This window comes from Pseudoxanthomonas mexicana, from assembly GCF_001556105.1.
GTDB classification, from domain to species: domain Bacteria; phylum Pseudomonadota; class Gammaproteobacteria; order Xanthomonadales; family Xanthomonadaceae; genus Pseudoxanthomonas_A; species Pseudoxanthomonas_A mexicana_A.
The window spans coordinates 45,707-70,307 of sequence record NZ_LSIF01000073.1 but is presented as its reverse complement, the minus strand read 5'-3'; the positions used below and the strand labels follow the sequence as shown (position 1 = coordinate 70,307).

Genomic DNA, 24,601 nt, shown 5'->3' with positions numbered 1-24,601 from the left:
CCGCCCCAAAGCCAAAGCCGCTGGAAACCAGCGGCTTCGGCGATGCCGCCCAGGCCCATGCAGGGCCTGGACCAGCCGTCGGACGTCAGCGGAAGTTGTAGCGGAAACCAAGCATGTAGCGCGGACCGGTCTGGGTGCCGTAGAACAGGATGTTCTTGTGGCGCTCGCTGAGCCGTGCGGTTTCGTCCGTGAGGTTGATGCCCTCGAACTGGACCGAGAAGCGGTCGCTGAACTTGTAGCCGACGCTCAGGTCGAGCTGACCGTAAGCCTCCACATACACCGGATTGTTCTTCGCGGGATCGGAGGCATCGCCGTCGTATTGCCCGCTGAGGAACTTGTCGCGCCAGTTGTACGCCAGGCGCACCTGCCACGGCCCCTTGTCGTAGAAGCCCACCAGGTTGGCCGAGTCGCTCAGGCCGATCAGCACCTGCTGCGGTCCCTTCGCATTGTTGTTGTACGACAGGCTGTCGCTGTCGACCATGGTGTAGTTGGCCGCCACACCGAAGCCGCTGTCGCCGAACATGTGCTGCAGGGCGAACTCAAAGCCGTTGAGCTTGTGCGAACCCGCATTGCCCGGAATGGTGACGTTGTACACCACCAGCGGATTGCCGGCGATACCGGTGATCTCGCCCGCGCTGCCCGCCGTGCTGTCCACGCCCGGCTGGCCGTCGAAGTTGGCGAAGATGTAGTCGCGGATGCAACCCACGTCAGCGCTGCCGCAACCACCGGCACCGATGGCGGCGTTCCAGTACGCGCCCCCCACCGGCGTGGGCAGGCTGAACAACGTGTCCTGGAACGACCCAGCGCCACTGTCGATGTAGTTGGAGATGTTCTTCCGGTAGTAGCCCACCGAGAAGTAGCTCGCATCACCGTAGTACCACTCGTACGACAGATCGATGTTCTTCGACAGCAGCGGCAGCAGGTTCGGATTACCGGAGTTGCCGCTGCCGCCGTTGACGCGCAGCAGCGGGCTGACGGTCTGTCCGCCCTGGATGTCCTGCCAACCGGGACGGCCGAGCGAGTGGCCATAGCTGGCACGCAGCACCATGTCCTCGGTCAGTTCGAAGCTGGTATCGATGTTCGGCAGCACATAGTCGTACTCACCCGTCATGGTGGTGAACGACTTCGCGCCCATGTCGGTGAAGAACTCGTTGTCCGCGACCCAGCGTACGAGGACGGGGGTATCCACCTGCGCGCCGGATTCGATCTCGGTCTTTTCGTAACGCACGCCCACGGCGAGGTTGACCGGGATGCGCGTCTGCCAGCTGGTGCTGTACTGCAGGTAGGCGCTGCGGGTCTTCTCGGTGGTGCGCAGGTCGGCGCGGTTGTAGTCGTCCGGGCGACGAGCCAGGTCCGGCCTGCCGGTGAAATTGCCCACGGCCTGACGCATGCGCTCGTAGTCGAAGACCAGGAACTGGCTGTTGAAGCGCGGGTCCTTGTAACCGGGGAACGCATTGAAGTAGCGCGCCATGTCGTCGACCTGCCACAGGCTGTCGTCGAAGTTGGACGCAAGGCCGATCCCGCCCCAGTCTGCCGCTTCGTTGATGCCCCACGCGGTCCGGTTCCTGACTTCGGTGTTGGCCACGCCGAACTTCAGGTCGGAGTAGTCGCCGAACTTGAACGTACCGCTCAGCTGGCCCTGGTCCACTTCACCACGCGAGTAGCCGTTCACGAACTGGCGTCCGGTCGGACGCGCCTGCGAGGGGAGCACGCCACTGACGCCCGGCGCCAGCGTGTAGTTCAGGATCGGCAGCTTGCCATCGAAATAGACCGTGGTATCGCCACGAACCCACGCCGCCGTACCGATATTGCCCTGCGAGCCCCACTCGCTGTCGGGTGTCAGCTCGGCACTGGACCGGTGATAGTCGAACGCCAGGTCCAGCGCGTCCGTCGCTTCCCATTCGACGTTGAAGCCAAGCGATTCGTTCGCGGCCTTGGTCGCGCTGATGCCGCCCGCCATGGCGAGATCGCTGCACCCTTCGTAGGTACCGTTGGCATTCTGCACGCCGGTGCACGGGATGCGTTCACGGTAGAACACCGGGCCTGCGGCGGGGCCATTGGTCCAGGCACTTTCCACGCCAACGAAATTGAACCACACCGACATTTCGTTGCGGCGCGTCTGGATCTTGTTTTCGGAATACGTGTAGTCCAGCGTCGTGGTGATGCGATCCGTCGGCGCCCATTGCAGGGTCACCTGACCGTTGGTGCGCTGCCGCTGGATGCCATTGACGCTGTAGTTGAGGTTCTGCGGCACCGAATACAGGTCGGTCGGGCCGGGCAGGTTGTCGTTGCCCGGCGTGCCCGGCGCGATCGCACCCCAGCCGCCTTCACCGCCGAAATGGGTGCGCCAGCCCGACGTCACGCCAACCTGGCTGAAGCCACTGTCGCGTTCCTGATAGCTGCCGTTGACCGCAATACCGAACTTTCCGTCGGCGAAGGTCTGGCTGAAGATGCCCGACATCTCGCCGGTCCAGTCGCTGCCCTGCATGGTCTTGGGCAGATTGCCGTTTGACGTGTCGTGGACGGTCTTCATGCCCAGGTTCATGAGCGGCCCGCTTTCCAGCGGACGGGCCGTCTTGATGTTGATCGTCGCGCCGATGCCGCCGGTCGGATTGGAGGCCAGGCCGGTCTTGTAGACCTCGATGCCCGACACCGCTTCCGATGCGAGGTTGGCGAAATCGAACGCGCGCGAGTTGGACGCGGAGAAGCCATTCAGCAGGGCACCAGGCATCTGGCGGCCGTTGAGGAGCACCAGATTGTGGTCAGGCCCGATGCCACGCACCGTGACCTTCGAGCCTTCGCCGCTGGGCGTGCGGTCGATCGATACGCCGCTGATGCGCTGCAGCGATTCGGCGAGGTTGGTATCGGGGAACTTGCCGATGTCTTCGGCCACGATGCCGTCGACGACACCTTGCGCATCGCGCTTGAGGTTCATCGACGATTCCAGGCTGGCCCGGATACCCGTCACGACGATGGTGTCGAGCTCGGTGGGATCCGCCGTGCTCGATGTGGTCGGTGCGGGATTGGCGTTGCCCTGCGGCTCGGCTTGCTGGGCCCACGCGGGGCCGGCGAGCGCCAGCAACAATGCGGATGTCAGCACCCGCTTCCTTGGAACGGACTGGACTTGCTTCATGGACTTTCCCCTCTCCGGAAATTCACGAATGATTTTTGGTGTTGGCGCGTGTGCTCGAGGTCCCTTCACCTCTCACATTGGGCCGCATTGGACGCGCGATTGACAGCGTTGTCAACTTTTCGTGATTCGCCTCATCGTCGCGAGAAAACTGCTTGTTTTCAGCTGCGAAGCTCATGCTGCGTCGCAGCTGAAACCGTTTTCCCACCTTGTTTCCCCGGTCATCACCGCAAGAAATTTTCCGCATGACCACACGGAAGGTTTTCTATTGGTATGGAATCCGGAGAAGACAGATGCCCGATCGCACGACCAGCGACAGCGTCATCCGGACCAGTCGGACAACGCGACGCGCGACTGTCAGCGCTTCGGGGGAGGCTGCGTGGATTCGCGGAACAGCACTTCGTGCTCGACGCGCACCATGCTGCCGGCGTCGTCGGCGCGGATTCGGGCGAGCAACTGCAGTGTTGCGAGTTGGCCCATTTCCGAGGTCGGTTGACGCACCGTCGTCAGGGCGGGGTAGATGTGGCGCGCGATGGGCGTGTCATCGAAGCCACAGACCGAGATGTCGCGTGGCACCGACAGTCCGCGCTCGCACGCGGCACGGATGACGCCCGCAGCCATGTCGTCGTTGGCGGCGAAGATGGCGGTGGGCGGCGCAGCCAGGTCCAGCAGCCGATCACCGGCCTCGATCCCGGATTCGAACGAGAACGCGCCCTGCACGACGAGGTCGGCGTCGTACTCCAGCCCTGCTGCACGCAAGGCGTCCTTGTATCCCTTGTAACGCCACTGGCATGCACCGTGCGCCGGTGGCCCCTTGATATGCGCGATGCGGCGATGCCCCTGAGCCACCAGTCCGGCGATCAGTTCGAGGACCGCCGCTGTTTCGTCCATCATCACGCCGATGCGGTCGCTGGGATGCTTGGGCGCGATGCACGCGAACGGCACGTCGTGGGCCTCCAGGAACTCCAGCACCACCGGATCGTCCGTCAATGGAGGAATCAGCACGACGCCATCGGGCGAGAAATGCTCGAACACGACTTTCAGGTCATCGGCCTTGCGCTGCTTCGGCGCACCGACCGGCGCCAGCACCAGGTTGTAGTGGTTGTCACGACAGGCATCCAGCATGCCGCTCTGGATTTCCATCAGGTAATTGCGCGAAGGATTGTTGTAGACCAGCGCGATCACGTAGGAACGCTGCCCGGCCAGGCTGCGCGCGGACAGATTGGGCCGATATTGCAGCTGTTCGACCGCCTTCATGACCCGCTGGCGCATTTCCTCGCGCACGTTGGGCTCGTTGTTGAGCACCCGCGACACGGTCTTCATGGACACGCCGGCCGCGGCGGCCACGTCTTCGATCCGACTACGCATGGGGTTGTTCCTGCTCCACTGCGACCACCCTCCCGGCACGACGCCGGATTCTGACAGCGATGACTACTGCTTGGATACCGCGCACCGCGCCCCTCGATCACGGCGGGATGCGATGCATGCCGGCCTGCTGACCACGGACACGCGCAAACGGTTGTTGCATGGCAGCACGTTCCTGCCCCGCGCGTGCGACGGACACCGCCCTTGATCCCTCCATCGCGACGCCCGGCGCGCATACGGTTGACAGCAAGATGTAGCAACGGTATGACAGCGCTGTCAACTACCGCGCATCCGATGCCGCTGCCATGACATGGGATTGCCCTTCCTTCCTGCGAGGTATTCCGATGCACTCCATCCGATTCCTGTCCGCCGCCGCGCTCGGGGTAACCATGGCTGCCGGACTCTCCGGCGCCGACGCTGCCGAAACAAGGGACGCCATGCACGCCGCGACGACCGTCACGATCTATACGACCGCGCAAGGTTCGAACCAACGGCTCAGTCAGGCGGGCACGGCCACGTTGCAGCCCGGACACACGCTGATCGAAGTGGAAAACTCCGTCTTCGTCGATCCGTCGAAGAAGTTCCAGGCCCTGCTCGGCATCGGCGGTGCGATCACCGACTCCACCGCCGAGGTCTACGCCACGCTGTCGCCCGAGAGGCGCGCCGAGTTCATGCGCGCCTACTACGACAAGCAGGACGGCATCGGCTATTCGATCGCGCGCACCACCATCCACAGCTCCGACTTCAGCTCCGCCAGCTACACCTACATTGAGGAGGGCGACAAGGATCTCGCCACCTTCTCCATCGAGCACGACCGCACCGCGCGCATCCCGATGATCAAGCAGGCCATCGCGGCAGCGGGCGGCGCATTGCCGCTGTACGCCAGCCCGTGGAGCGCGCCGGCCTTCATGAAGACGAACAAGCACATGCTGAAGGGCGGCGCGCTGCTGCCCGAGTACCGCGATGCGTGGGCGAACTACTACGTGAAGTTCATCCAGGCCTACGAGAAGGAAGGCATCCCGATCTGGGGCATCACCGTGCAGAACGAGCCCATGGCCACGCAGACCTGGGAGTCGATGCTGTACACGGCCGAAGAGGAGCGCGACTTCCTCAAGCTGCACCTCGGCCCGACCATGCACGCGGCCGGCTATGCCGACAAGAAGATCATCGTGTGGGACCACAACCGCGACATGATGCTGTACCGCGCACAGGTGATCCTGGGCGATCCGGAAGCGGCGAAGTACGCGTGGGGCCTGGGCTTCCACTGGTACGAGACGTGGGCCGGCTTCGACCCCATGTTCCGCAACGTCGCCGCAGTGACAGAAGCCTTTCCCGACAAGCCGGTGCTGCTGACCGAGGCGGCGGTGGAGAAGTTCGACCCGACGCGCTACCAGCACTGGCCGAATGCCGAGCGCTACGGCACCTCGATGATCAACGACTTCAACAACGGTGCCGTGGGCTGGACCGACTGGAACATGCTGCTCGACCAGACGGGGGGCCCCAACCACGTCGGCAACTTCTGCTTCGCACCGCTGCACGCCGATACGCGCACGGGCGAGCTGATCTACACGCCGAGCTACTACTACATCGGGCACTTCTCGAAGTTCATCCGTCCGGAAGCGCGTCGCGTCAGCACCGCCACCAGCCGCAGCACGTTGTTGGCCACGTCCTTCGTCAACCCCGACGGTCGCCTGGCGACCGTGGTGATGAATCCCACCGACAAGGAGATCGCCTACAACTTCTATGTCGGCCAGGCCTCGGCGGTGGTGACGATCCCGGCACGCGCCATCCAGACGCTGGTGCAGTAGGCATGCGCGGCGCACGGCGGTTCGCGCTGCTGGTCCTGGCGACCGTCGCCGGGACGACGCAGGCTGCCGAGCCGTTTCCATGGCCCGGTGGCAGGAAGGCCGCCGTCAGCCTCGCCTATGACGATGCGGCGCCGTCGCAACTCGACAACGCGATTCCCGCGCTCGACCGCCACGGCCTGAAGGGCAGCTTCTACCTGACGCTGGCCTCGGACACCCTGCGCACGCGCCAACGGGAATGGGCGGCGGCGGCGCGCAACGGCCATGAACTCGGCAACCACACCCTGTTCCATGCCTGTTCTTCATCGCTCCCCGACAGGCAGTGGGTTCCTGCGCATCGCGATCTGGACACCACGACCGTGGCGCAGTTGCGCGACCAGGTGCTGCTGGCGAACGTCATGCTGACGGCGATCGATGGCAGGCGTGAGCGGACGATGACGGTGCCCTGCGGCGATACCCAGGCGCGTGACGGCAACTACATCGATGCCATCGCCTCGGAGTTCGTCGCCATCAAACTCGGCCAGGGCGGCGTGATCGACGACATGGCGACGCTCGATCCCGCGGCGGTACCGGTCGACGTGCCGGTGGACGTCACCGGCGAGCAGCTGATCGCGCGCGTGGAAGAGGCCGCTCGCCGCGGCACGATGGTCAGCTTCACCTTCCACGGCATCGGCGGCGACCACCTGGCGGTGTCCAACGAGGCGCACGAACAGCTGCTGCGCCATCTCGCCGCGCACCCGGATGTCTACTGGGTGGCGCCCTTCATCGACATCATGCAGTACGTCGCCTCGCAACGCCCTGCAAAAGGCGCGGCGCCACCCTGAGGCACGTGCGCTTCAGCCGTCCGCCCACAGCCAGCGCAGGCCGACGGTGAACGTGCGGTCCGCGCCGGGCTCGTAGAAGCGCCCGTTGCCTTCGTTGACGATGACGGAGCCGATGTGGAAGCGGTCCAGCGCGTTGTCGATGCGCGCGAAGCCCTGCAGGCGCCCGCTGCCCGCCGACCAGTCGCGCACCACTTCGAGGTTGAGCAGGCCGTAGCCAGGTGCGCGTTCGCTGCCGGTGTCGTTCACCGTGACATCGCCGACGCCCAGCAGCTGCGCCGCAGCATTCCACTGTTTGCCCTGCCAGCGTAGCCGCAACGACGCCTGCTGCCGTGCGACGCCGGGAATGCGCGTGCCAGCCGCCACCTGCACGACGGGCGAGGTGCAACCGCTCGCCGTACAGATCGGGAAGCTGTCGCGGAAGGTCGCATCCAGCCAGGTATAGGCGGCTTGAAGTTGCCAGGCTTCCGACAACGGCAGGTCCGCCTGCATCTCCACACCCTGCCGGCGGGCGGCGCCGACATTGCGGAAGCTGCTGCGGCCGCCGACATTGCGCGCGACCGCCAGTTCGTCGTCGGTATCGGCGCGGAACAGCGCGGCTTCGACGCGCGCGCCGTGCTCACCGCGCCACTTCATGCCCAGCTCGGCATTGCGCGTGGTCGCCGGTCGCAGGTCGAACGCCAGTCCGGCGCCACCGTCCGCGCGGTAGCCGACCTCGTTGAAGGTCGGCGTTTCGAAGCCGCGTCCGACCGACGCATACACACGCCACGCGTCCGCCGGCGTGAGCACGACGCCGGCCACCGGCGTCGTGCGCTCGTAGACCACGCGACCGCTGTCGTCGGGATTGCCGGTCGCGATGTAGTCGTCGTCCGAGCGGAAACCGACCCGGCTGTGCCGCGCGCCCATCAGCAGCGACCAGCGCGGCGCGACACGCCACCACGCCTGCGCATACTGGTCCACGTTCCACACCTGGTTGCGCTCGTCGCGGCGCAGCGCGCCGCGCACCCCCAGGGTCGTGCCGACGAAGTTCTCGTAGCCGCGGCGATGCTGGCGCTGGCGATCCGCATTGGCGCCTGCACTCAGCTCGAACGGCCGCCCGGCGAGATCGCCGGCCCACGACCAGCGCAGGTCGGCGCCGCCGTAGTCGTTGTCCAGATCAATCACGCCACCGGAGTTCAGCCGGTTCGCCTGTGCCGCGATCGGCAGCGCCAGGTACTGCTCCACTTCGCGTCGTCCGCCATAGGCCATCGCGCGCAGGCGATGGCCTTCCGCGAAGGGCCATTCGTAGACAACACCCAGCTGGTCCTGGCGGACCGACTTGCGCGTGTCGTACTGGGTCGCGACCGGCGATGCCTGGCTCGGATCCGTCCACGCCTGCATGCGCGTCAGACCCAGCGGATCCTTCGCATCGGGCGCATTGAAATGATTGAGCAACAGATCCAGCGTGCCGGCACCGGGACGGAAACGCAGCTTGGCGTTCAGCGACTCGCGCCGCGCCGCACTGTGGTCACGATAGCCCTGCGTATCCAGCACGGACGCCGCCACGCTGTAGCCCAGTACCTCGCCCGCACCGCGCAGGCGTGCGCCGATGACGGTGCTGTCGTGGCTGGCCACGCTGGCCTGCACGCGCGCTTCGTGCCCCTCGTCGGGGATGTCGCTCCAGACCTGGATCACGCCGCCGGACGAGTTGCCGTGCAGCGCCGAGAACGGACCGCGCAGCACTTCGACGCGATCCGCCGCGAGCATGGTGACGTGCGAGACCTGCCCCTGCCCGTCCGGCATCGTCGCCGGCACGCCGTCGGCGTACAGCCGCAGGCCGCGCACGCCGAACGTCGAACGCGCACCGAAGCCGCGGATCGACAGCTGCGTGTCCTGCGCGAGGTTCTGCCGCTCGCGCGCCAGCAGGCCGGGAATCCCGTCAAGGACTTCCGACAACGCCGCCTGAGGACGCGCACCACCATCGCCGAGCGCGACCACGCTGGTCGATGCCGGTGCGTCGAAGGCGGTCACCGTCTCCAGCCGCGTCGCAGTCACGACCACGCGGTCCAGCGTTTCCATCGGCGCCGCCGGCTCGCCCGCAGGCGCGGCGATCGCGCCCGGCGCCAACAGCACGGCGCCCAGCAGCGGCGACACGCGCGATCTCATGCGCATGCCTGGATCATCCGAACACCAACTTGCCTTTCATCATCATCCAATGGCCCGGCACCGAGCAGAAGAACGTGTAGTCGCCACCCTTGCGTAGCACCGACGAGGAGAAGGTGAAGGTGGTCGACTGTCCACCGCCCACCACCTTGCTGGCCGCCAGCACGCGTGCGTCGCCCTTGGGCACGTGATCGCTGCTGGCGGGAAGTTTTCCGGCGGCCGTCGCGAGCGCCTCCAGGTTTGCCGTGGTCGTCAACACCCAGTTGTGGCCCATCACCTCGGCGGGAAGGGCGCCAGTATGCCGCAGCGTCAGTTTCACCTGCGTGCAGTCGGCGGCGATGCGGATCTCCTGCGTGTCGAACTGCATCGCATCGTTGCTGCCGATGGCGACGTTGCAGGTCTTGGCCGCCGCGTGCAAAGGAAGCAACGCAAGCACGGCCACGACGAGAGAGGAAAGTACGGATTTCGATGGCATGGGGGAGTTCCTGTGAATCGTGGTGACTGCGCTGCGCTGCCCCGTCACCGGGGCCGCGCAGGCAGAGAGAGCGAAGACGTGGATCAGTCGCCGAGTGCGAACACCCACACCGAGCCGCCTTCAGGCACCGCCTTCTCCCATCCCGCCAGGCCGTGCATCTTGCCCTGGATCCATTGCGCGTCCACGCCCCAGCCGGACACCACGGCGATGTACTGCTTGCCATCGACGGTGAAGGTGCTGGGCGGCGCGATGATGCCGGACGGCGTGGGGAACTCCCACAACAGCTTGCCCGTCTTGGCGTCATACGCACGGAACATGCGGTCGTTGGTGCCACCGGCGAACAGCACGCCGCCGGCCGTGGTCATGATCGAGCCCCAGTTCCACGAGTGCGGATACTTCTCGCGCCACACTTCCTTGCCGCCATCCACGCTCCACGCCTGGATACCACCGATGTGGTCGAAGCCCTTCTTCACCGACAGGTCGAGGCGGTTGATGTCCACGCCCGCCGACCACTGGCCCGGGATGCGCGGCTGGATCATGCCGGTCAGCGTGAGGCAATGGTTGTCGTTGTACGGGATGTACAGCATGCCCGTCTTCGGGTTGTACGCCTCGTACGGCCAGTCCTTGCCACCCCACAGGCTGGGGCAGTAGGTACGCGTCTTGCCGGTCGCCGGCTTCGCTTCTTCGTTGTAGGTCGGGCGGCCGGTCTTCGGATCGATGCTGGTGAACACCGTGTTGTGCACGTACGGCTCGGACTTGTTGTAGGTGATCTGGCCCTTGTCGTCGCGGTCCAGCCAGTACAGGCGGCCGTTGCGCTGCGCGCTGATCAGGCCCGATACCTTCTTGCCATTGCGGTTGAACTCGACCAGCGTCGGTGCGTTCATGCCCGCCCAGTCCCACGAATCGTTCCAGTGGTACTGGAAGTGGCTGACGATGTCGCCGCTCTCCGGATCCAGCGCAAGCACCGAGGCCAGATAGAGGTTGTCGCCCGGGCGCTGGTCGCCCAGCCACGGCGCGCCGTTGCCGACGCCCCAGTAGATGACGTTGTTGGTGGCGTCGTAGTTGCCCGGCATCCACATGGTGCCGCCACCGTTCTTCCACGCGTCCTTCCACTCGCCGTCCTGCGGCCACGTCTCGAAGCCTTTCTCGCCCGGCGCCGGCACGCTGTAGCGCGTCCACGCGAGCTTGCCGGTTTCGGCATCGAACGCCTTGAGGAAGCCGCGCACGCCGAACTCGCCACCGGACGGGCCGATCAGCACCTTGCCCTTGACCACCAGCGGCGCGGACGTGATGTAGGCGCTGTCCTGTTCCCAGTCGCAGACCTGCGCTTCCCACACCAGCGTGCCGGTCTTGGCGTCCAGCGCGCTGAGCATGCAGTCGATGCTGCCCACGTACACCTTGTCGCCGTACAGCGACACACCGCGGTTGGTGCGATGGAGCGCGCCCAGGCCTTCCGGCACCTCGCGCACGAACTTCCAGCGGACCTTGCCGGTGCGCGTGTCGTAGGCGATCACCTGGTTATGCGGCGTGGCCACGAACATGTAGTCGCCGTTGACGATCGCGGGCGCTTCATGGCCCGAGTTCACGCCGGTGGCCGCAGACCACACCGGCCGCAGCTTGGCGACGTTGGCGGTGGTGACCTGGTCCAGTTCGCTGTAGCTCCAGCCGGCGTAGTTGCCCTTGGTCAGCAGCCAGTTCGCGGGCTCCTGCTTGGCCAGGCGCGCATCGGTGACGGGTTGATAATCGGCCGCGGCGAGCGGGGCCGAAGCGAGGGACGCGACGAGCGCGGCCGTGATCAGTTTCAGGTGCATGGGTCTCCTCCCGGGTGAAGCGTTGGTGTGTGTGGTGCAAAAGGGAACGTGGACGTGGAACGGCACGCAGGTCAGGTGGTCGGCGGGCCGAGCGGTCCGTCGAACTTGCCGCTGACCACCAGCGCGCCGTCCTTGATCGTCACCGGCAGCATCGCGAGCCGGCGCGTGGCCGGTCCCGTGGTGACGGCGCCGCGGTTGGCCGCGTCGAACACCGAGCCATGGCAGTTGCAGACGATCTGCGTCTGGCTCGGATGCAGCGTGGTGATGGGACAGCCGTAGTGCGTGCACAGCGACGAGAACGCGACGATGCCGTCGGCGGCGTTGCGGGCGCTGGTCGGTTTCAGGTCGGCCGGCTTCAGCCGCACCACGGTCAGCAGGTTGGCTTTCGAGATCAGCACCTTGCCGGTCGCCGGATCCATCGGATACGCGAGCACCGGCGGCTTGCCGACTTCGATGTCGGCGGGCTTCACTTCCTTGCCTGCCTTCGGCCCGATCATGAAAGCCAGCTTGTCGCCCGGCTCCGGCTTCGGGCTGCGCGTGGCAGCCGGGGCGGATGCCTGCGCCTGCGCACCACCGCTGACGGCGGCCAACGGCGCCAATGCCGCCAGCGCGAGTGCGCCTGTCAGCATGCTACGTCGTCCGCTGTCGTCGGGATGTCCGGCGCACGCGCACGCGCAACCGCCCTGTTCTTTCGCTTCGCTCATCGTGGCTGTTCTCTTCTTCAGGGCGTCTGCAGGTAGACCACGTGGGTCTCGGTGAATTCGAGCAGGCCGTGCTTGCCGTCGGCGCCGCCGATGCCGGACTTGCGCCGGCCCGCATGGAAGCCCTGCATGGCTTCGAAATGCTCACGGTTGATGTAGGTCTCGCCGAAGCGCAGCTCGCGCGCGGCCTTCATCGCCGCGTTGATGTCGCGGGTGAAGATCGACGACGTCAGTCCGTACTCGGAGTCGTTGGCCAGCGCGATGGCCTCGTCCAGGCTGTCGACCACCTGGATCGGCAGCACCGGGCCGAACGTCTCCTCGCGCATGATCGCCATGTCGGCGCGCGCATCGACGATCAGCGTCGGCTCGTAGTGGAAGCCCTTGCCCAGGTCGGCCGGCTTGCCGCCGGTGACGATGGTGGCGCCGTCGCGCTTGGCCTGCTCCACCGCCGCCGACACCTTGTCCAGGCCGGCCTGGTTCACCAGCGGCCCCATCTGCAGGTCGTCGCGCTCGGATGGATCGCCGTACTTCGTGTCGCGGAACAGCTTCACCAGCCGCTCGACCAGCGCTTCATGCGCACCGCGTTCGACATAGACGCGCTCGGCGCAGTTGCAGACCTGCCCCGTGTTGATGACGCGCGAGTCGTAGATCGCCTCCGCCGCCAGGTCGAGGTCGGCATCGGCCAGCACGATCGCCGGTGCCTTGCCGCCGAGTTCCAGGTTCACCCGGGTCAGATTGCGACCGGCCGTCTGCATGATGCGACTGCCGGTGGCGACGCTGCCGGTGAAGGTGATCAGGTCGACCTGAGGATGCTCGACCAGCGCCTGGCCGGTGCTGCGCCCGAGGCCGCCAACGAGGTTGAACACGCCCTTCGGCAGGTCGGTCTCGGCGACGAGTTTCGCGAACTCGTAGGCGTTGATCGGCGTCTCTTCGCTCGGCTTGATCACGATGGTGTTGCCGGTGATCAGCGCGGGCGCCAGCTTGCGGGCGATCAGGAAGAACGGGAAGTTCCACGGCAGGATACCGGCGACCACGCCGATCGGCTTGCGGAACAGGAAGATGTTCTCGTTGGCGCGGTCGCTGGTGAGGATCTCGCCTTCCAGCCGGCGCGCCCACTCGGCCATGTAGTCGATGTAGTCGGCGGTGAAGTCGACTTCGACCTGCGCCAGCTGCTGGATCTTGCCCTGCTCGCGCACGATCACGCCGGCAAGGTCCTTGCGATGTTCGCGCAGCTTGGCGGAGATCTTGCGCAGGCAGCCGGCGCGTTCGATCGGCGCGAGCTTCTCCCACGCCGGCTGCGCACGCCGCGCGGCGGACACGGCGGCGTCGACCGTCGCGGCGTCGCTGTCGGGGATGCACGCGAGCAATGCACCGTCGGCGGGGTTGGTCACGTCGATGGTCGCACTGCCGCCGGCGACGAACGCGCCATCGATGTAGTTCTGGTAAGTCTGTGTCATGGGGTTTCCTTTGCTTGTGTTGTCCTTGCAGGCGCGTCGTCCACGGGGAGCGGCGCGCCACCGGCGGCGATCACCACACGTAGGCGTATTTCAGGTTGAAGCTGTCGTTGACGCTGTGGTTCTTGCCATCGAGCGAAGTCGAATAGCGCACCGTGATCGACTGGTTGTCGAACGTGTGCACCATCAGGCCGGCGCCGCCATCGATCGCCCAGCCGGTCGGCAGGCCATCGTTCGAATCCGTGCGCTCGGCGTCGAGCGCCAGGAACGGTTCCAACCGTTGCGACGCGCGGTAGGCGAAACGGTTGTTGGTGTGCAGCGTCACGCCGGGCTGGATGCCGTTGTCGCGGTGGCTCTGCCAGACGAAGCCGGCATCGCCCGTCCAGCCGAACTTGTCGCCCATGCGCCAGTCCCAGAAGAAGCTGGACAGGTTCTTCCAGTTGGTGTCGCTGACACGCTCGGTGCCCACCGGCACCTGCACGAACGACTGGAAGCCGAGCGTGGCCTTCTCGCTGGGCTTGTACCAGATGGCGAAGCCGGTCATCGGGTCGCCGATGCCGCTGATGTAGCGGTCGCCCGGCGCGGCGGACGTGTTGCGGATGGAGACTTCGGGCACGATCACTTCCCAGGCCACGCCGATCTTCTTGTTCGATTCCGGTGTCCAGAAGCGCACGTACTTGGACAGGCCGGTCAGCGCCTTGCTGCCCGAGCCGTCGACGCGGTCGCCATCGGCATTGAAGATGCGCCCGTTGTCCTGGTACGTGGCGTACTGCACGAACACGTTGAACGGCTCGAAGCCGACCGGCAGCTCGTACTCGCGCGGACCGATCACGTCGAACGTGGTCTGCGCGCTGGCCGTGCCCGCGATCGCCAGCAGCGGCAACAGGGCCAGCGGCAACAGGCGCGGCAGCGACGGCATCGTCTCTCTCTTCATGGTGGTGCTTCCCTCCCGAGTGAATGGACCGGCCGGTCAGCGGATCGTTGTCCGCGCGGCGATGGTGGTTCCGGGACACCGGTGCGCAGGCGCATCAGGTCCACGCAGGAGATAGCGCAAGCCGCGTGCCACGTTGCAGTGCAACGGAGCCATGCGCGTGCATGCGTGTGGAATCAATGACTTGATGCCGATGGCATTGGCGCATGCCGTCGAATCCATGCGGCAGTGCAATGAACATGCGACACCTGCATGCGACCAGCTGTCGCAGTCGCCTGCGACAGGTGTCGCACCCACTGGCGCGCGGCGATGCGATGGCGATGCAAACGAAGACGGCCCGTCGCAAGGACGGGCCGTCGGGTCGCATGGTCACGCCATGCGCACTGCAGGAGAACGGTGCTAGTCGGTCTGCGTCGGCGACACGATGTCCAGCCGCTTCATCCGCCGGTAGACGGTGGCGCGGCATGCGCCCAGATCGCGCGCGGCCTCGCTGATGTTCCAGCGATTGCGGCGCAGCACCTCCAGCAGCTCGCCGCGTTCATCGGTGCCGGCCGCAGGCTCGCGCGGGAACGGGATGACCGTCGCCGTCGCGGGCACGGCGGCGCCGTCGGCCTCGAAGACCTCCTGGGGCAGGTGGTCGACGCGGACCGTGGCGCCATCGGCGATCGACAGCGCGTAGCACAGGGCATTGCGCAGTTCGCGGATGTTGCCGGGCCATTCGTGGCGCAGCAGCACCGCCACGGCACGCGGGTCGATCTCGGCCCGCACGCCCATCGCCTGCGCTTCCATCTCCAGGATGCGCTCGATCAGGAACGCCTTGTCGCCGCGTTCGCGCAGCGCCGGCAACGCCAGCGTGGCGCCGCACAGCCGGTAGTACAGGTCCTCGCGGAACGTGCCCGCGACGATCTGCCGGCGCAGGTCGCGGTGCGAGGCGGCGACCACATTGAGATCCACGCGTACCGGTTCGTCCGCACCCAGCGGCAACACCTCTCGTTCCGCCAGCACGCGCAGCAGGCGCGTCTGCAACGGCAGCGGCATATCGCCGATTTCGTCGAGGAACAGCGTGCCGCCGTCGGAACGCTGGATCAGTCCCTTCATGCCCTTGCTGCGCGCACCGGTGAACGTACCCGGTGCGTAGCCGAACAGCTCGCTCTCGATCAGCGACTCCGGGATGGCCGCGCAGTTGACCGCCACGAACGAACGCTCCGCGCGGCGGCTCGCATCGTGCAGCGCGCGAGCCAACACTTCCTTGCCGGTGCCGGTCTCGCCCTGCAGGAAGATGCTGACCGGCTTGTCGACCAGGCGCGCCGCACGTTCCAGCAGCTGGTCCATGCGCGGATCGCCACCGGACAGCCGCGACAGCACGCTGTCCTGCACGGGATTGCGCGGCGCTTCACCGGCGTCCGGCACGTGCAGGCGCGGCGCGGTCTTCGGCGCGATCATCGAGGCGTGGTAGCCCTGTCCGTCCCACGTGGTCACCACGCCGCGCGAATCGTGCGAGGTGCCCTTGGTCAGACGCCAGATGTCGTCGATGCGCGTGCCGAACACGCCGGTCAGGTGGTTGCCGACCAGTTGTGCGCGCGCGGCGTCGCGCGTATGCAGCGATTCCAGCAGGCGCAGCTGTTGGCGCGCACCGCTGTTGGCGCCGACGATGCGGCCGTCGCGGTCCACCGCCAGCATCAGTTCGCCACAGACATCGACCAGCGGTCCGACCGTGCCGAGGCGCAGGATCCAGTGCGCGCGGAACTGGCGGATGAAGTTGGCGTCCTCGATCATCCGCGCGTGCAGCACGGTCAGGTGGCGCGCCAGGTGCAGGCTCTCGCGCCGGTCCGGCGACGACAGCGCGGACACGTCCAGCGCGCCCATGAAGGCGCCATCGGGATCGTACAGCGGCGTGCTGGTGCAGCTGAGGCCGATATGGCCGATGTAGAAGTGGTCCTCGCGGTCGCAGATCACCGTCGACTGCTCGGCGATGCACGTGCCGATGCCGTTGGTGCCGGCATGGACCTCGTTCCAGTTGGCACCCAGCGCCAGGCCGGCGCGGCGCAGCGGCGCATCCCAGGTGTCGTTGCCGATGAAGTCGAGCGTGACGCCTTCCGCATCGGTCAGCAGCAGCACATAACCGAGGTCGGAGACGTGCTTGTACAGCTGCTCCATGCCGGCGCGCGCGACGTGCAGGTGTTCTTCCACCTGCTGCCGGCATTCGCGCAGGCGCGAATTGGTTTCGATGCGCACGTCCGGGCGCATCGCCGGATCGAGGGCATGCTCGGTGGCGCAGCGGCGCCACGAGCGGTGGATCAGATCGGTATTGGCGTTGCTTCCGATGCTGGGCGATCCCGAATGGATCACCCGCAACACCGTTTCGACGTGCTGTTGGACAGTTGCCATGCCACCCCTCCCAAGGCCGGCCCAAGACGCTCCCGCTTGCGTGCCGTTCGTGTGTATGGACTGCGGATGCTCCCGGTCCGCGGTCGTTTCCAGCGTGTTCCCTACTTCTCCTGCGTGCTGTGCGTATCGGTGATGCTGTGGGTGCGCGACGTCCGCCATCGCTCGCGCAGCGAGCGCGGCGCGGGCGTCAGCGGCGTACGTGATCGGGTCCAGCCGCCCTGGTGCGCAGGCGTGAGGCCGCGCAGCCGGGAGGCGATCCAGGTGAACAGGCGATAGCGCATCCCGTTGGAATACAGCAGTCGCCACGCCTTCCAGGCGATGACCTCCGGGATGCTACGCACTGCTCCCTGCCCCTTCAATGCGTCGCGCTGCTGCACTGCGGGACGATGGTGCCGTCCGGCTTCGCGCAGGTGCATCAGCAGCTCGGGGATGGGAATGCCCACCGGGCAGACGTCGCCGCAGGCACCGCACAGGCTGGACGCGGTCGGCAGATCGCGGGTCGACTCCAGCCCCAGCAGGTGCGGCGAGATGATCGCGCCGATCGGTCCCGGGTAAGTTGTGCCGTACGACAGGCCGCCGATGCGCGCATAGACGGGACAGTGGTTCATGCACGCGCCGCAGCGGATGCACTGCAGTGTCGCGCGGAAGCGTTCCTCGGCGAAGGCCTGGCTGCGGCCGTTGTCCAGCAGCACCAGGTGCACTTCGCGCGGCCCGTCCTTCTCGCCCTCGCGGCGCGGACCACTGATGACGTTGAGGTAGGTGGTCACGGCCTGGCCGGTGGCAGAGCGCGTCAGCAGGGTGAACAGCGGCGGCACGTGTTCGAGCTTCTCGATGACCTTCTCGATGCCGGTGATGGCGATGTGCACGTCCGGCACCGTCGTCGACAGCCGTCCGTTGCCTTCGTTCTCCACCAGTGCCAGCGAGCCGGTCTCGGCCACCATGAAGTTGACGCCGGATACCCCGATCTTCGCCTGTCGGAACTTGTCGCGCAGCGCCACGCGGCCGATCGCGATCAGTTCGTCCACGTCCTCGGTGTAACCCGCACCGGGGATGTGCTCGGCGAAGATCTTCGCCACGTCTTCCTTGGTCTTGTGGATCGCCGGCATGATGATGTGGCTGGGCCGGTCGTTGTCGAGCTGCAGGATGTACTCGCCCATGTCGGTCTCGACACAGGCGATGCCATGCTCCTGCATACGGTGGTTCAGCTCGATCTCCTCGCTGACCATCGACTTTCCTTTCACCATCATCGTGGCGTCGTGGCGTGCGGCGATCTCCTGGAAGATGCGGTTCGCATCGGCCGCATCCTCCGCCCAGTGCACCTGCACGCCGCGTGCGTGCAGCGCCTGCTCCAGCTGTTCCAGCAGGTCCGGCAGCCGCGACAGCGCACGCTTGCGCAGGTGTTCGCCCAGCGAGCGCAGGCGCTCGAACGCGTCGTGCTCGGGGAACTGCGCGGCACGCTTGTCGGCCAGGTAGTCCATCGCGCCGCGGAAACCACGCCGCAGCACCGGATCGGCCAGCACCAGGCGCGCGTTGTCCTTGAACGCGACCGGATCGGCGGCGGGCCGCACCGCGCTCATGCCGTGGCCTCCGCGCGCAGCAGCAGGATGACGAGTTCGCGCGGACCGTGCGCGCCGTACACCAGCAGGCGCTGGATGTCGGCGGTCTTGGACGGCCCGGTGACCAGCAGCGCATTGGTGGGCAGGCCCGCCGCCCATTGACGGTGCCGCATGGCCGCGTACAGCGTGGGCAGCAGGTCGTCTTCGCGCAGCACCGCGATGTGCAGTGGCGGCAGCAGCGACAGCGTGCGCGGCTCGCGCACGTCCGGCCACAGGATCAGGCTGCCGGTTTCCGCGATGCCGCCCAGCGTGGTGGTGATGCCGGCATCGACGGTGTCGAACAGCACCGGCTTGAGCGTTTCGATGGGCGCGTCGTACCAGTCCAGCGTCACCGCCTGCGTGGCGGCGTGCAGGCCGTCGACCAGCGCCGTGTTGCGGCCCGCCATCAGCCGGCGCACGCCCTTGTCCGCCAGCACCGCGGCGAGCGCGCTTGGCCACGAAGCGGCATCGGTCTCGATCACCTCGGCACGCCAGCCGCGCGCCTGCGCGATGAAACGCTCGCGCATCGCGGCCGACGACGGCATGCCGGCATCGGCGTAGTACGCGGCGACATCCGGCGCCGGCAGTTCGACCGGCGCGGCGGCGCGCAGCCGCGACAGGATCGCGGAGCGCGCGCGGGCTGACGCAGCGGGCAGGCTCATGCGCCGGCATCCGGTGCGGGCAGGCCCCAGCGCTCGCGCAGGAAGCTGGCGATATGCCGGCCCTGCAGCGGCACCTCGCGACGCGCCAGCGAGCCGTTGAGGTTGAGCAGACAGCCGCAGTCGCCGCTGACGAAGGCATCGCAACCGCTTTCGGCCAGCGCATCCACCTTGTCGCCGGCCATCGCGGCGGAGATGTCGGGCTGCTTGACCGCGAACGTGCCGCCGAAGCCGCAGCATTCGGATTCGTAGGCCTGGATCTTCAGCTCGACACCGGGCAGCGCCTCCAGCAACCGGCGCCCGCTGGCCAATGCGCCGGTTTCGCGGCGCGCACTGCACGAGGTATGCAGGCAAACGGACACCGGATCGGCGGTGGCGGCTGCGGGCATCGGCAGGTCGGTCGCGGCCAGGAAGTCGGAGAACTCCACCACCCGTGCGCCGATATCGCGCACGCGCGCCAGCAGCACGGGGTCGTCCGCGAACAGCCGCGGCCAGTGGTGCCGCATCATCCCCGCGCAGGATCCCGACGGCACCACGATCGGCCAGCGCTGCGGAAACAGATCGAGCTGCGCACGCGCGACCTTGCGCGACTCCTCCGGAAAGCCGCTGGTGTAGGCGGGCTGTCCGCAGCAGGTCTGCGCCTCGGGCAGGTGCACGCGGCAACCGATCCGTTCCAGCACGGCGATCGCGTCCAGGCCGGCGTCGGGCATGAACAGGTCCACCACGCAGGTGGCGAACACGTACACGTCCCGAAGGGTGGAGGAGCCGGCAGGATCTGGCGAGCGCATGGCGGGCGGGTCCGTCTTGTCCGGGTCGGAGCATGTGCCGGCCTCCGGCGGGCGGTATATTGGTCCGACCAATCCGAGCGCAGGCCGTCATGTCCACCCAGGTCGCCCAGGTCACCCGCCACCTCGAACAGGCCATCGCCGACGGACGCTACGTCGCCGGCCGACGGCTGCCTGCCGAACGCACCCTCGCCGACCAGTTGCAGGTGTCGCGCGCGACGGCCCGCGAGGCGATCGGCCTGCTGGTCGCGCGAGGGGTGCTGGAGCGCCGGCAGGGCGACGGCACGTATGTCGTCGCCGCGACCGAGCGGCGGATGGCGGAAATCTGGCAGGACATGGCGCGCAACCATCCGATGCTGCAGGCGGACCTGGTGGAGTTCCGCGCGATGCTGGAAGGCCGCACCGCGGAACTGGCGGCGCTGCGGCACGACGACGGGGATCGCGAGCGGCTGCGGTCGGCGCACGCCGCCGTCGATGCGGCCTACAACGGCAGCGATAGGCAGGCGCAGATCCGCAGCGACGTGGCCTTCCATCGCGCCATCGCCGATGCGACGCACAACCCGGTGTTCTCCTATCTCATCGCCTCATTGCTGGCGCTGCTGCACGACCACGTGCAGGTCAGCCTCGCCGGCCTGTCGCCGCAGTCGCCGGTCTCGCAGCAGCTGCGCCGACAGCACGACGCCCTGCTCGCCGCCATCCTGCAACGCGACCCCGACCGCGCCCGCCTCGCCGCCGGCGGCCACATGGACTACGTCGCCGTCCAGCTCAATGCGCTACCGAGGGTATCGCGTGCGGCCAAGGCGGCGATGTAACCGCCTCGAGACGTATGCCCCGTCACCTGAGCACGGAGGGAAAAACGAGAAAATTCGTTGGTGGGCCCACCAGGACTCGAACCTGGAACCAAAGGATTATGAGTCCTCTGCTCTAACCATTGAGCTATAGGCCCCCAGCGCCGGAATTGTACCGGAGCCTACGGGGACGGATGACGTGCAGGGTGACGTCGCACGAAACTCCAACGCACGCGACAGGACCTCAGGCGGCATGATTTCTTCTGGCGTCCGCAGCCATCCCTTGGTGCGCAGGTATCGGCCGACCATGGGCGATGCCGTCAGTACATTGATGGGCACGGACAGCGCCATGCCCAATACCACCGGCGCCATCCATGCTGCGAGCGCCGGGGAAACAAGATAGGCAAGCGCGCCCGTGAATACACCGAAGATGGTGAGTCCTGCGTAACGCCGCACCAGGCTGGAGAGCGGCACGCTGCCATCGTCGCGGCGCTGCGTTTCCCAGCCCGAATCGCGCCCCGCCAGCACCTCGGCCACGCCACGCGACTGCACGTACATGGTGACCGGCGCCATCAGCGCCGCCATCACCGTCTCCAGCAAGGCGCTGCCGGCGATGCGCAACGTACCCCCGCATTGCCGGCGCAGCGACGGATCAAGCAGCGTGACGATGCAGCCCATCACCTTCGGCGCCAGCAATACCGTCATCGTGAAATAGAAGACCCAGAGGAAACGCTCGGGATCTCCGCCCCGCCAGTACAGCGTCGGCGTAAAGCCCTCCATGTGCAGCTGACCCACATTGAAACCGGCCTGCTGCAGCGGAATCGCGAGACCTGCCAGCATCAGCATTGCCCACATCGGTGCGGTGAAATAGTGCCCGATGCCGATCAGCAGGTGCAGTCGGCTTAGCACGTGGAGGCCGCGCGCTGGCAACACCGCGCCGTGCTGCAGGTTGCCCTGGCACCAGCGTCGGTCCCGGACCAGCATGTCGGTCAGCGAAGGTGGGCCCTCTTCATAGCTGCCAACGAGACCGGGCGCCATGTGCACCGCCCAGCCGCCACGACGAAGCAGCGCGGCTTCGACGAAGTCATGACTCAGCACGGCACCCTCGAATGGCTTGCCGCCGCCAAGATGGGGCAGCCCCGCATGCCGCGCGAAAGCCGCGGTGCGGATGATGGCATTATGTCCCCAGTAGTTGCCTTCGGCGCCATGCCACCATGCAATGCCGTGCGCAACCACCGGACCGTAGACGCGGCCAGCGAACTGCTGCATGCGCGCGAAGAACGTGCGGCCGTTGACGATCATCGGCAGCGTCTGGATCAGCCCGATCGTGGGTTGTCGTTCCATCGCTGCCGCGAGCCTCACCAGCGTGTCGCCGGTCATCAGGCTATCGGCGTCCAGGATCAGCAGGTGCGGATAAGCGCCGCCAAAGCGCCGGACCCAATCGGCGATATTGCCGGCCTTGCGTTCGGTATTCTTGTCACGTCGGCGATAGAACACGCGTGCGTCGTCACCCAGGCGGCGCAGCAGTTCGCGAACGGCCGCGACCTCTTCCTGGTGAATATCTTTACGCGTGGTGTCGCTGAGAATGAAGAAGTCGAAGTGGTCCCGCCGTCCGGTAGCTTCCAGCGATTCATGCATCGCCTGCACGCCGGCAAGCACGCGCCACGGGTCTTCGTTGTAGGTCGGCACCAGCAAGGCCGTGCGCGCAGTCAGCGATGGCAATGGCGCGTGCTCGTCGATGCCAAGCGCCTGTACCCGCGTCGACAGCATCTGCACGAAGCCGGCAAGCGCGCTGGAGAACGACAGCGCGACCCACGCGAACAGTGCAACGAACAACACGAGCAGCACTCCTTCCAGCACATCGATGCCATCGCCGCGAAGCACCCACCAGATCTGGTAGGTGGCGAACAACGTCAGCAGCATCGCGTTGCCCATCACCAGCGCGCGCCGCAGGCCAATCCTCGGCGGCGAGGTAGGCAGCGGTCGCGACGACAAATCGCCCGTCCGCAGATTCTGCACCGGCATGGTCAGCGGAGACTCCTGCGGCAACCATGATGGCTGCGATGAGGAAGTGGGACGGTCCTTGCTCATGGTCAGAGGCTCCAACGATACAACCAGGTTTCGGAGAGCGGCACGTGTCCCTCCAGCACGCGCGCATGCAGCTCGACATCACGACTATCCGCACCGTCTGCGTGTGGTCGGAACTCGAAGCTCAGGCGCCACCCCTGCGTCTCCGGGATCGGATACACCACCGCACCGGTGACGTCGCCCCGTGTAGCCCAGACATCCGGCGCGAGCGTCGCGTCCTTGCCCATCGAGGCGAGGCGCCCGCCATCCAGGTCGATCACCACCAGGCGCTTGGCCGGATCCGGCGCCGCGCCAATGCGCGTGTCGGTGACGGTCGCAAGATCAGCCTTCCAGCGATGCGTGTCGCACCAATGCATGCGGTAGTCGAAGCGGTGTTCCCGTCCAGCGCGCAGCGGCCGCTCCGGCCGCCAGAACGCGACGATGTTGTCGTGGTACTCGTCGCTGGTGGGTATCTCCACGAGCGTCACCGCGCCCTTGCCCCAATCGCCCTTTGGCTCAATCCACAAACTTGGCCGCTGGTGGTAGCGCGCCTCGATATCGACGTAATCGGAAAAACTGCGCTTCCGCTGCATCAAACCGAAGCCACGCGGCCGTGTATCAGCGAATGCACTGACTTGTACGCGCGGCGGATTGCTCAATGGTCGCCATATCTGGTCGCCGTGGCCGTTGAGGATCGCCAGTCCATCCGAGTCGTGCACCGCGGGCCGGTAGTCGTCGGTGCCGACGCGGTCGCCGGCGTCGAACTCGAACATGCTGGTCAATGGCGCGATACCGGCGCGAGCCAGGTCCACCCGCGGGTACAACCTGGACTGCACATCGATCAGCGTTTCCGCGCCGGGCTTCATGTCGAACCGGAACGCGCCGGCGACGCTCGGGCTGTCGAGCAGCGCGTGCACGACCAGATGATCGGCACCGGGTGCAGGCCGCTCGATCCAGAACGCGCGGAAGATCGGAAACTCCTCGGCGCCGACATCGCCGCTGCCCAGCGCCAGACCGCGTGCCGACAATCCATAGGCGTGCCCTTTGCCCAGCGCGCGGAAATAGCTCGCGCCCAGGAAGGCGATCAGTTCGTCGTAGACCTGCGGCTGGTTGAGCGGCGTGTGCACACGGAAACCAGCGAAGCCGAGGTCGCTGCCGAGGTCGGGCCTCGCGCCAGCCGGGAATGAAAAAAGTTCCGGCGTGTAGGCGATCGGCGTGGCGCGGCCGTTCTCCACGCCGTACATTTCGACCCGCTGCTTGAACAGGAAGCCGCGATGGAACATCTGCAGTTGGAACGGCAGGCCCTCCTTGCGCCAGATCGCCTGCGTCGGATCAAAGCGCAGATCGCGATAGGCGTCGTACCCGGTGGCCTCCAGCACGGCAGGCAACGGCTCATTCGGCGCACGGTAGGGCTGCCTCGCCATGGCTTGCGCGAGACGTGGAACCGTTTCCAAGGTGAACCGCGTGGACGCGTTCGCGCTATCCGCTGTCGTCGAGGCCTGTGCCATCGCGCGGGGTATACCGCCCAGCAAAGCGATGGCGAGGACGGATTTCACTGCATCCCGTCGCTGCACGCGGAAGTCTGACTCGTGGGGTGAACGGCAGTGTAGGCAAGAACGCGTGATGAAGATGGGAAGGCCCGCGGCGGGGGGTCGCACGCCTTGCACCAAAAAGAAACGCGGCC

Annotated in this window: 17 protein-coding genes and 1 tRNA gene; 3 read left to right on the top strand and 15 right to left on the bottom strand. The window is 66.7% G+C overall.

From position 1 onward, the window contains the following. Positions 1–85 precede the first annotated feature (85 nt). Complete coding sequence (locus AX730_RS13095; protein ID WP_062357225.1) at positions 86–3,133, bottom strand: TonB-dependent receptor; 3,048 nt, start codon at positions 3,131–3,133, stop codon at positions 86–88. Positions 3,134–3,487: 354 nt separating this feature from the next. Beyond that, entirely contained in the window at positions 3,488–4,498 is a 1,011-nt protein-coding gene (locus AX730_RS13090) for a LacI family DNA-binding transcriptional regulator (protein WP_062357223.1), read from the bottom strand. 326 nt (positions 4,499–4,824) lie between these two features. On the opposite strand from AX730_RS13090, the gene AX730_RS13085 reads away from it, so the two are divergent. Both AX730_RS13085 and AX730_RS13080 read left to right on the top strand, forming a co-directional pair. After that, positions 4,825–6,303: a glycoside hydrolase family 30 protein gene (locus AX730_RS13085; RefSeq protein ID WP_062357334.1), complete on the top strand. Its 1,479-nt coding sequence runs from the start codon at positions 4,825–4,827 to the stop codon at positions 6,301–6,303. 2 nt (positions 6,304–6,305) lie between these two features. Further along, positions 6,306–7,124, top strand: coding sequence for a polysaccharide deacetylase family protein (locus AX730_RS13080; RefSeq protein WP_062357221.1), 819 nt, complete (start codon positions 6,306–6,308; stop codon positions 7,122–7,124). Between the two features lie 12 nt (positions 7,125–7,136). On the opposite strand, the gene AX730_RS13075 is transcribed toward AX730_RS13080, so the two are convergent. The 10 genes from AX730_RS13075 to AX730_RS13030 form a co-directional block, all read right to left on the bottom strand. Beyond that, on the bottom strand, positions 7,137–9,272 hold the full coding sequence (locus tag AX730_RS13075) for a TonB-dependent receptor family protein (RefSeq protein ID WP_407071493.1): 2,136 nt from the start codon (positions 9,270–9,272) through the stop codon (positions 7,137–7,139). A 7-nt stretch (positions 9,273–9,279) separates the two neighbouring features. Then, complete coding sequence (gene azu, locus AX730_RS13070; RefSeq protein WP_062357220.1) at positions 9,280–9,738, bottom strand: azurin; 459 nt, start codon at positions 9,736–9,738, stop codon at positions 9,280–9,282. An 83-nt stretch (positions 9,739–9,821) separates the two neighbouring features. Next, positions 9,822–11,549 carry a PQQ-dependent dehydrogenase, methanol/ethanol family gene (locus tag AX730_RS13065; RefSeq protein ID WP_062357218.1) on the bottom strand — a complete coding sequence of 576 codons (1,728 nt, stop codon included), beginning with the start codon at positions 11,547–11,549 and terminating at the stop codon, positions 9,822–9,824. 71 nt (positions 11,550–11,620) lie between these two features. Further along, positions 11,621–12,178, bottom strand: coding sequence for a QcrA and Rieske domain-containing protein (locus AX730_RS13060; protein ID WP_198147194.1), 558 nt, complete (start codon positions 12,176–12,178; stop codon positions 11,621–11,623). A gap of 92 nt (positions 12,179–12,270) precedes the next feature. Beyond that, a complete protein-coding gene (gene aldA / locus AX730_RS13055; RefSeq protein ID WP_062357214.1) occupies positions 12,271–13,707 on the bottom strand; it encodes an aldehyde dehydrogenase in 1,437 nt (478 codons plus the stop codon). Between the two features lie 70 nt (positions 13,708–13,777). Next, positions 13,778–14,638 (bottom strand): transporter, encoded by an 861-nt coding sequence (locus tag AX730_RS13050; RefSeq protein WP_062357212.1) that lies wholly within the window; start codon positions 14,636–14,638, stop codon positions 13,778–13,780. 396 nt (positions 14,639–15,034) lie between these two features. Continuing rightward, positions 15,035–17,023 (bottom strand): sigma-54-dependent Fis family transcriptional regulator, encoded by a 1,989-nt coding sequence (locus AX730_RS13045; protein ID WP_062357210.1) that lies wholly within the window; start codon positions 17,021–17,023, stop codon positions 15,035–15,037. 101 nt (positions 17,024–17,124) lie between these two features. Then, positions 17,125–18,600, bottom strand: coding sequence for a LutB/LldF family L-lactate oxidation iron-sulfur protein (locus AX730_RS13040; RefSeq protein ID WP_062357208.1), 1,476 nt, complete (start codon positions 18,598–18,600; stop codon positions 17,125–17,127). Beyond that, a complete protein-coding gene (locus AX730_RS13035; protein WP_062357206.1) occupies positions 18,597–19,280 on the bottom strand; it encodes a LutC/YkgG family protein in 684 nt (227 codons plus the stop codon). The genes AX730_RS13040 and AX730_RS13035 overlap by 4 nt, the downstream gene beginning before the upstream one ends. Then, positions 19,277–20,065, bottom strand: a complete 789-nt coding sequence (locus AX730_RS13030; RefSeq protein ID WP_062357204.1) for a (Fe-S)-binding protein — start codon at positions 20,063–20,065, stop codon at positions 19,277–19,279. Before AX730_RS13030 ends, AX730_RS13035 begins: the two co-directional genes overlap by 4 nt. 89 nt (positions 20,066–20,154) lie before the next feature. Here AX730_RS13030 and AX730_RS13025 point away from each other — a divergent pair, with 89 nt between their 5' ends. Next, positions 20,155–20,874, top strand: a complete 720-nt coding sequence (locus AX730_RS13025) for a FadR/GntR family transcriptional regulator (protein ID WP_062357202.1) — start codon at positions 20,155–20,157, stop codon at positions 20,872–20,874. Between the two features lie 58 nt (positions 20,875–20,932). Here AX730_RS13025 and AX730_RS13020 read toward each other — a convergent pair. The 3 genes from AX730_RS13020 to AX730_RS13010 form a co-directional block, all read right to left on the bottom strand. Next, positions 20,933–21,008, bottom strand: a tRNA-Ile gene (locus tag AX730_RS13020). Continuing rightward, positions 20,971–22,941 carry a glucans biosynthesis glucosyltransferase MdoH gene (gene mdoH / locus AX730_RS13015; RefSeq protein WP_083537901.1) on the bottom strand — a complete coding sequence of 657 codons (1,971 nt, stop codon included), beginning with the start codon at positions 22,939–22,941 and terminating at the stop codon, positions 20,971–20,973. Before mdoH ends, AX730_RS13020 begins: the two co-directional genes overlap by 38 nt. Positions 22,942–22,943: 2 nt before the next feature. Next, entirely contained in the window at positions 22,944–24,341 is a 1,398-nt protein-coding gene (locus tag AX730_RS13010) for an OpgD/OpgG family glucan biosynthesis protein (RefSeq protein ID WP_198147192.1), read from the bottom strand. Positions 24,342–24,601 lie beyond the last annotated feature (260 nt).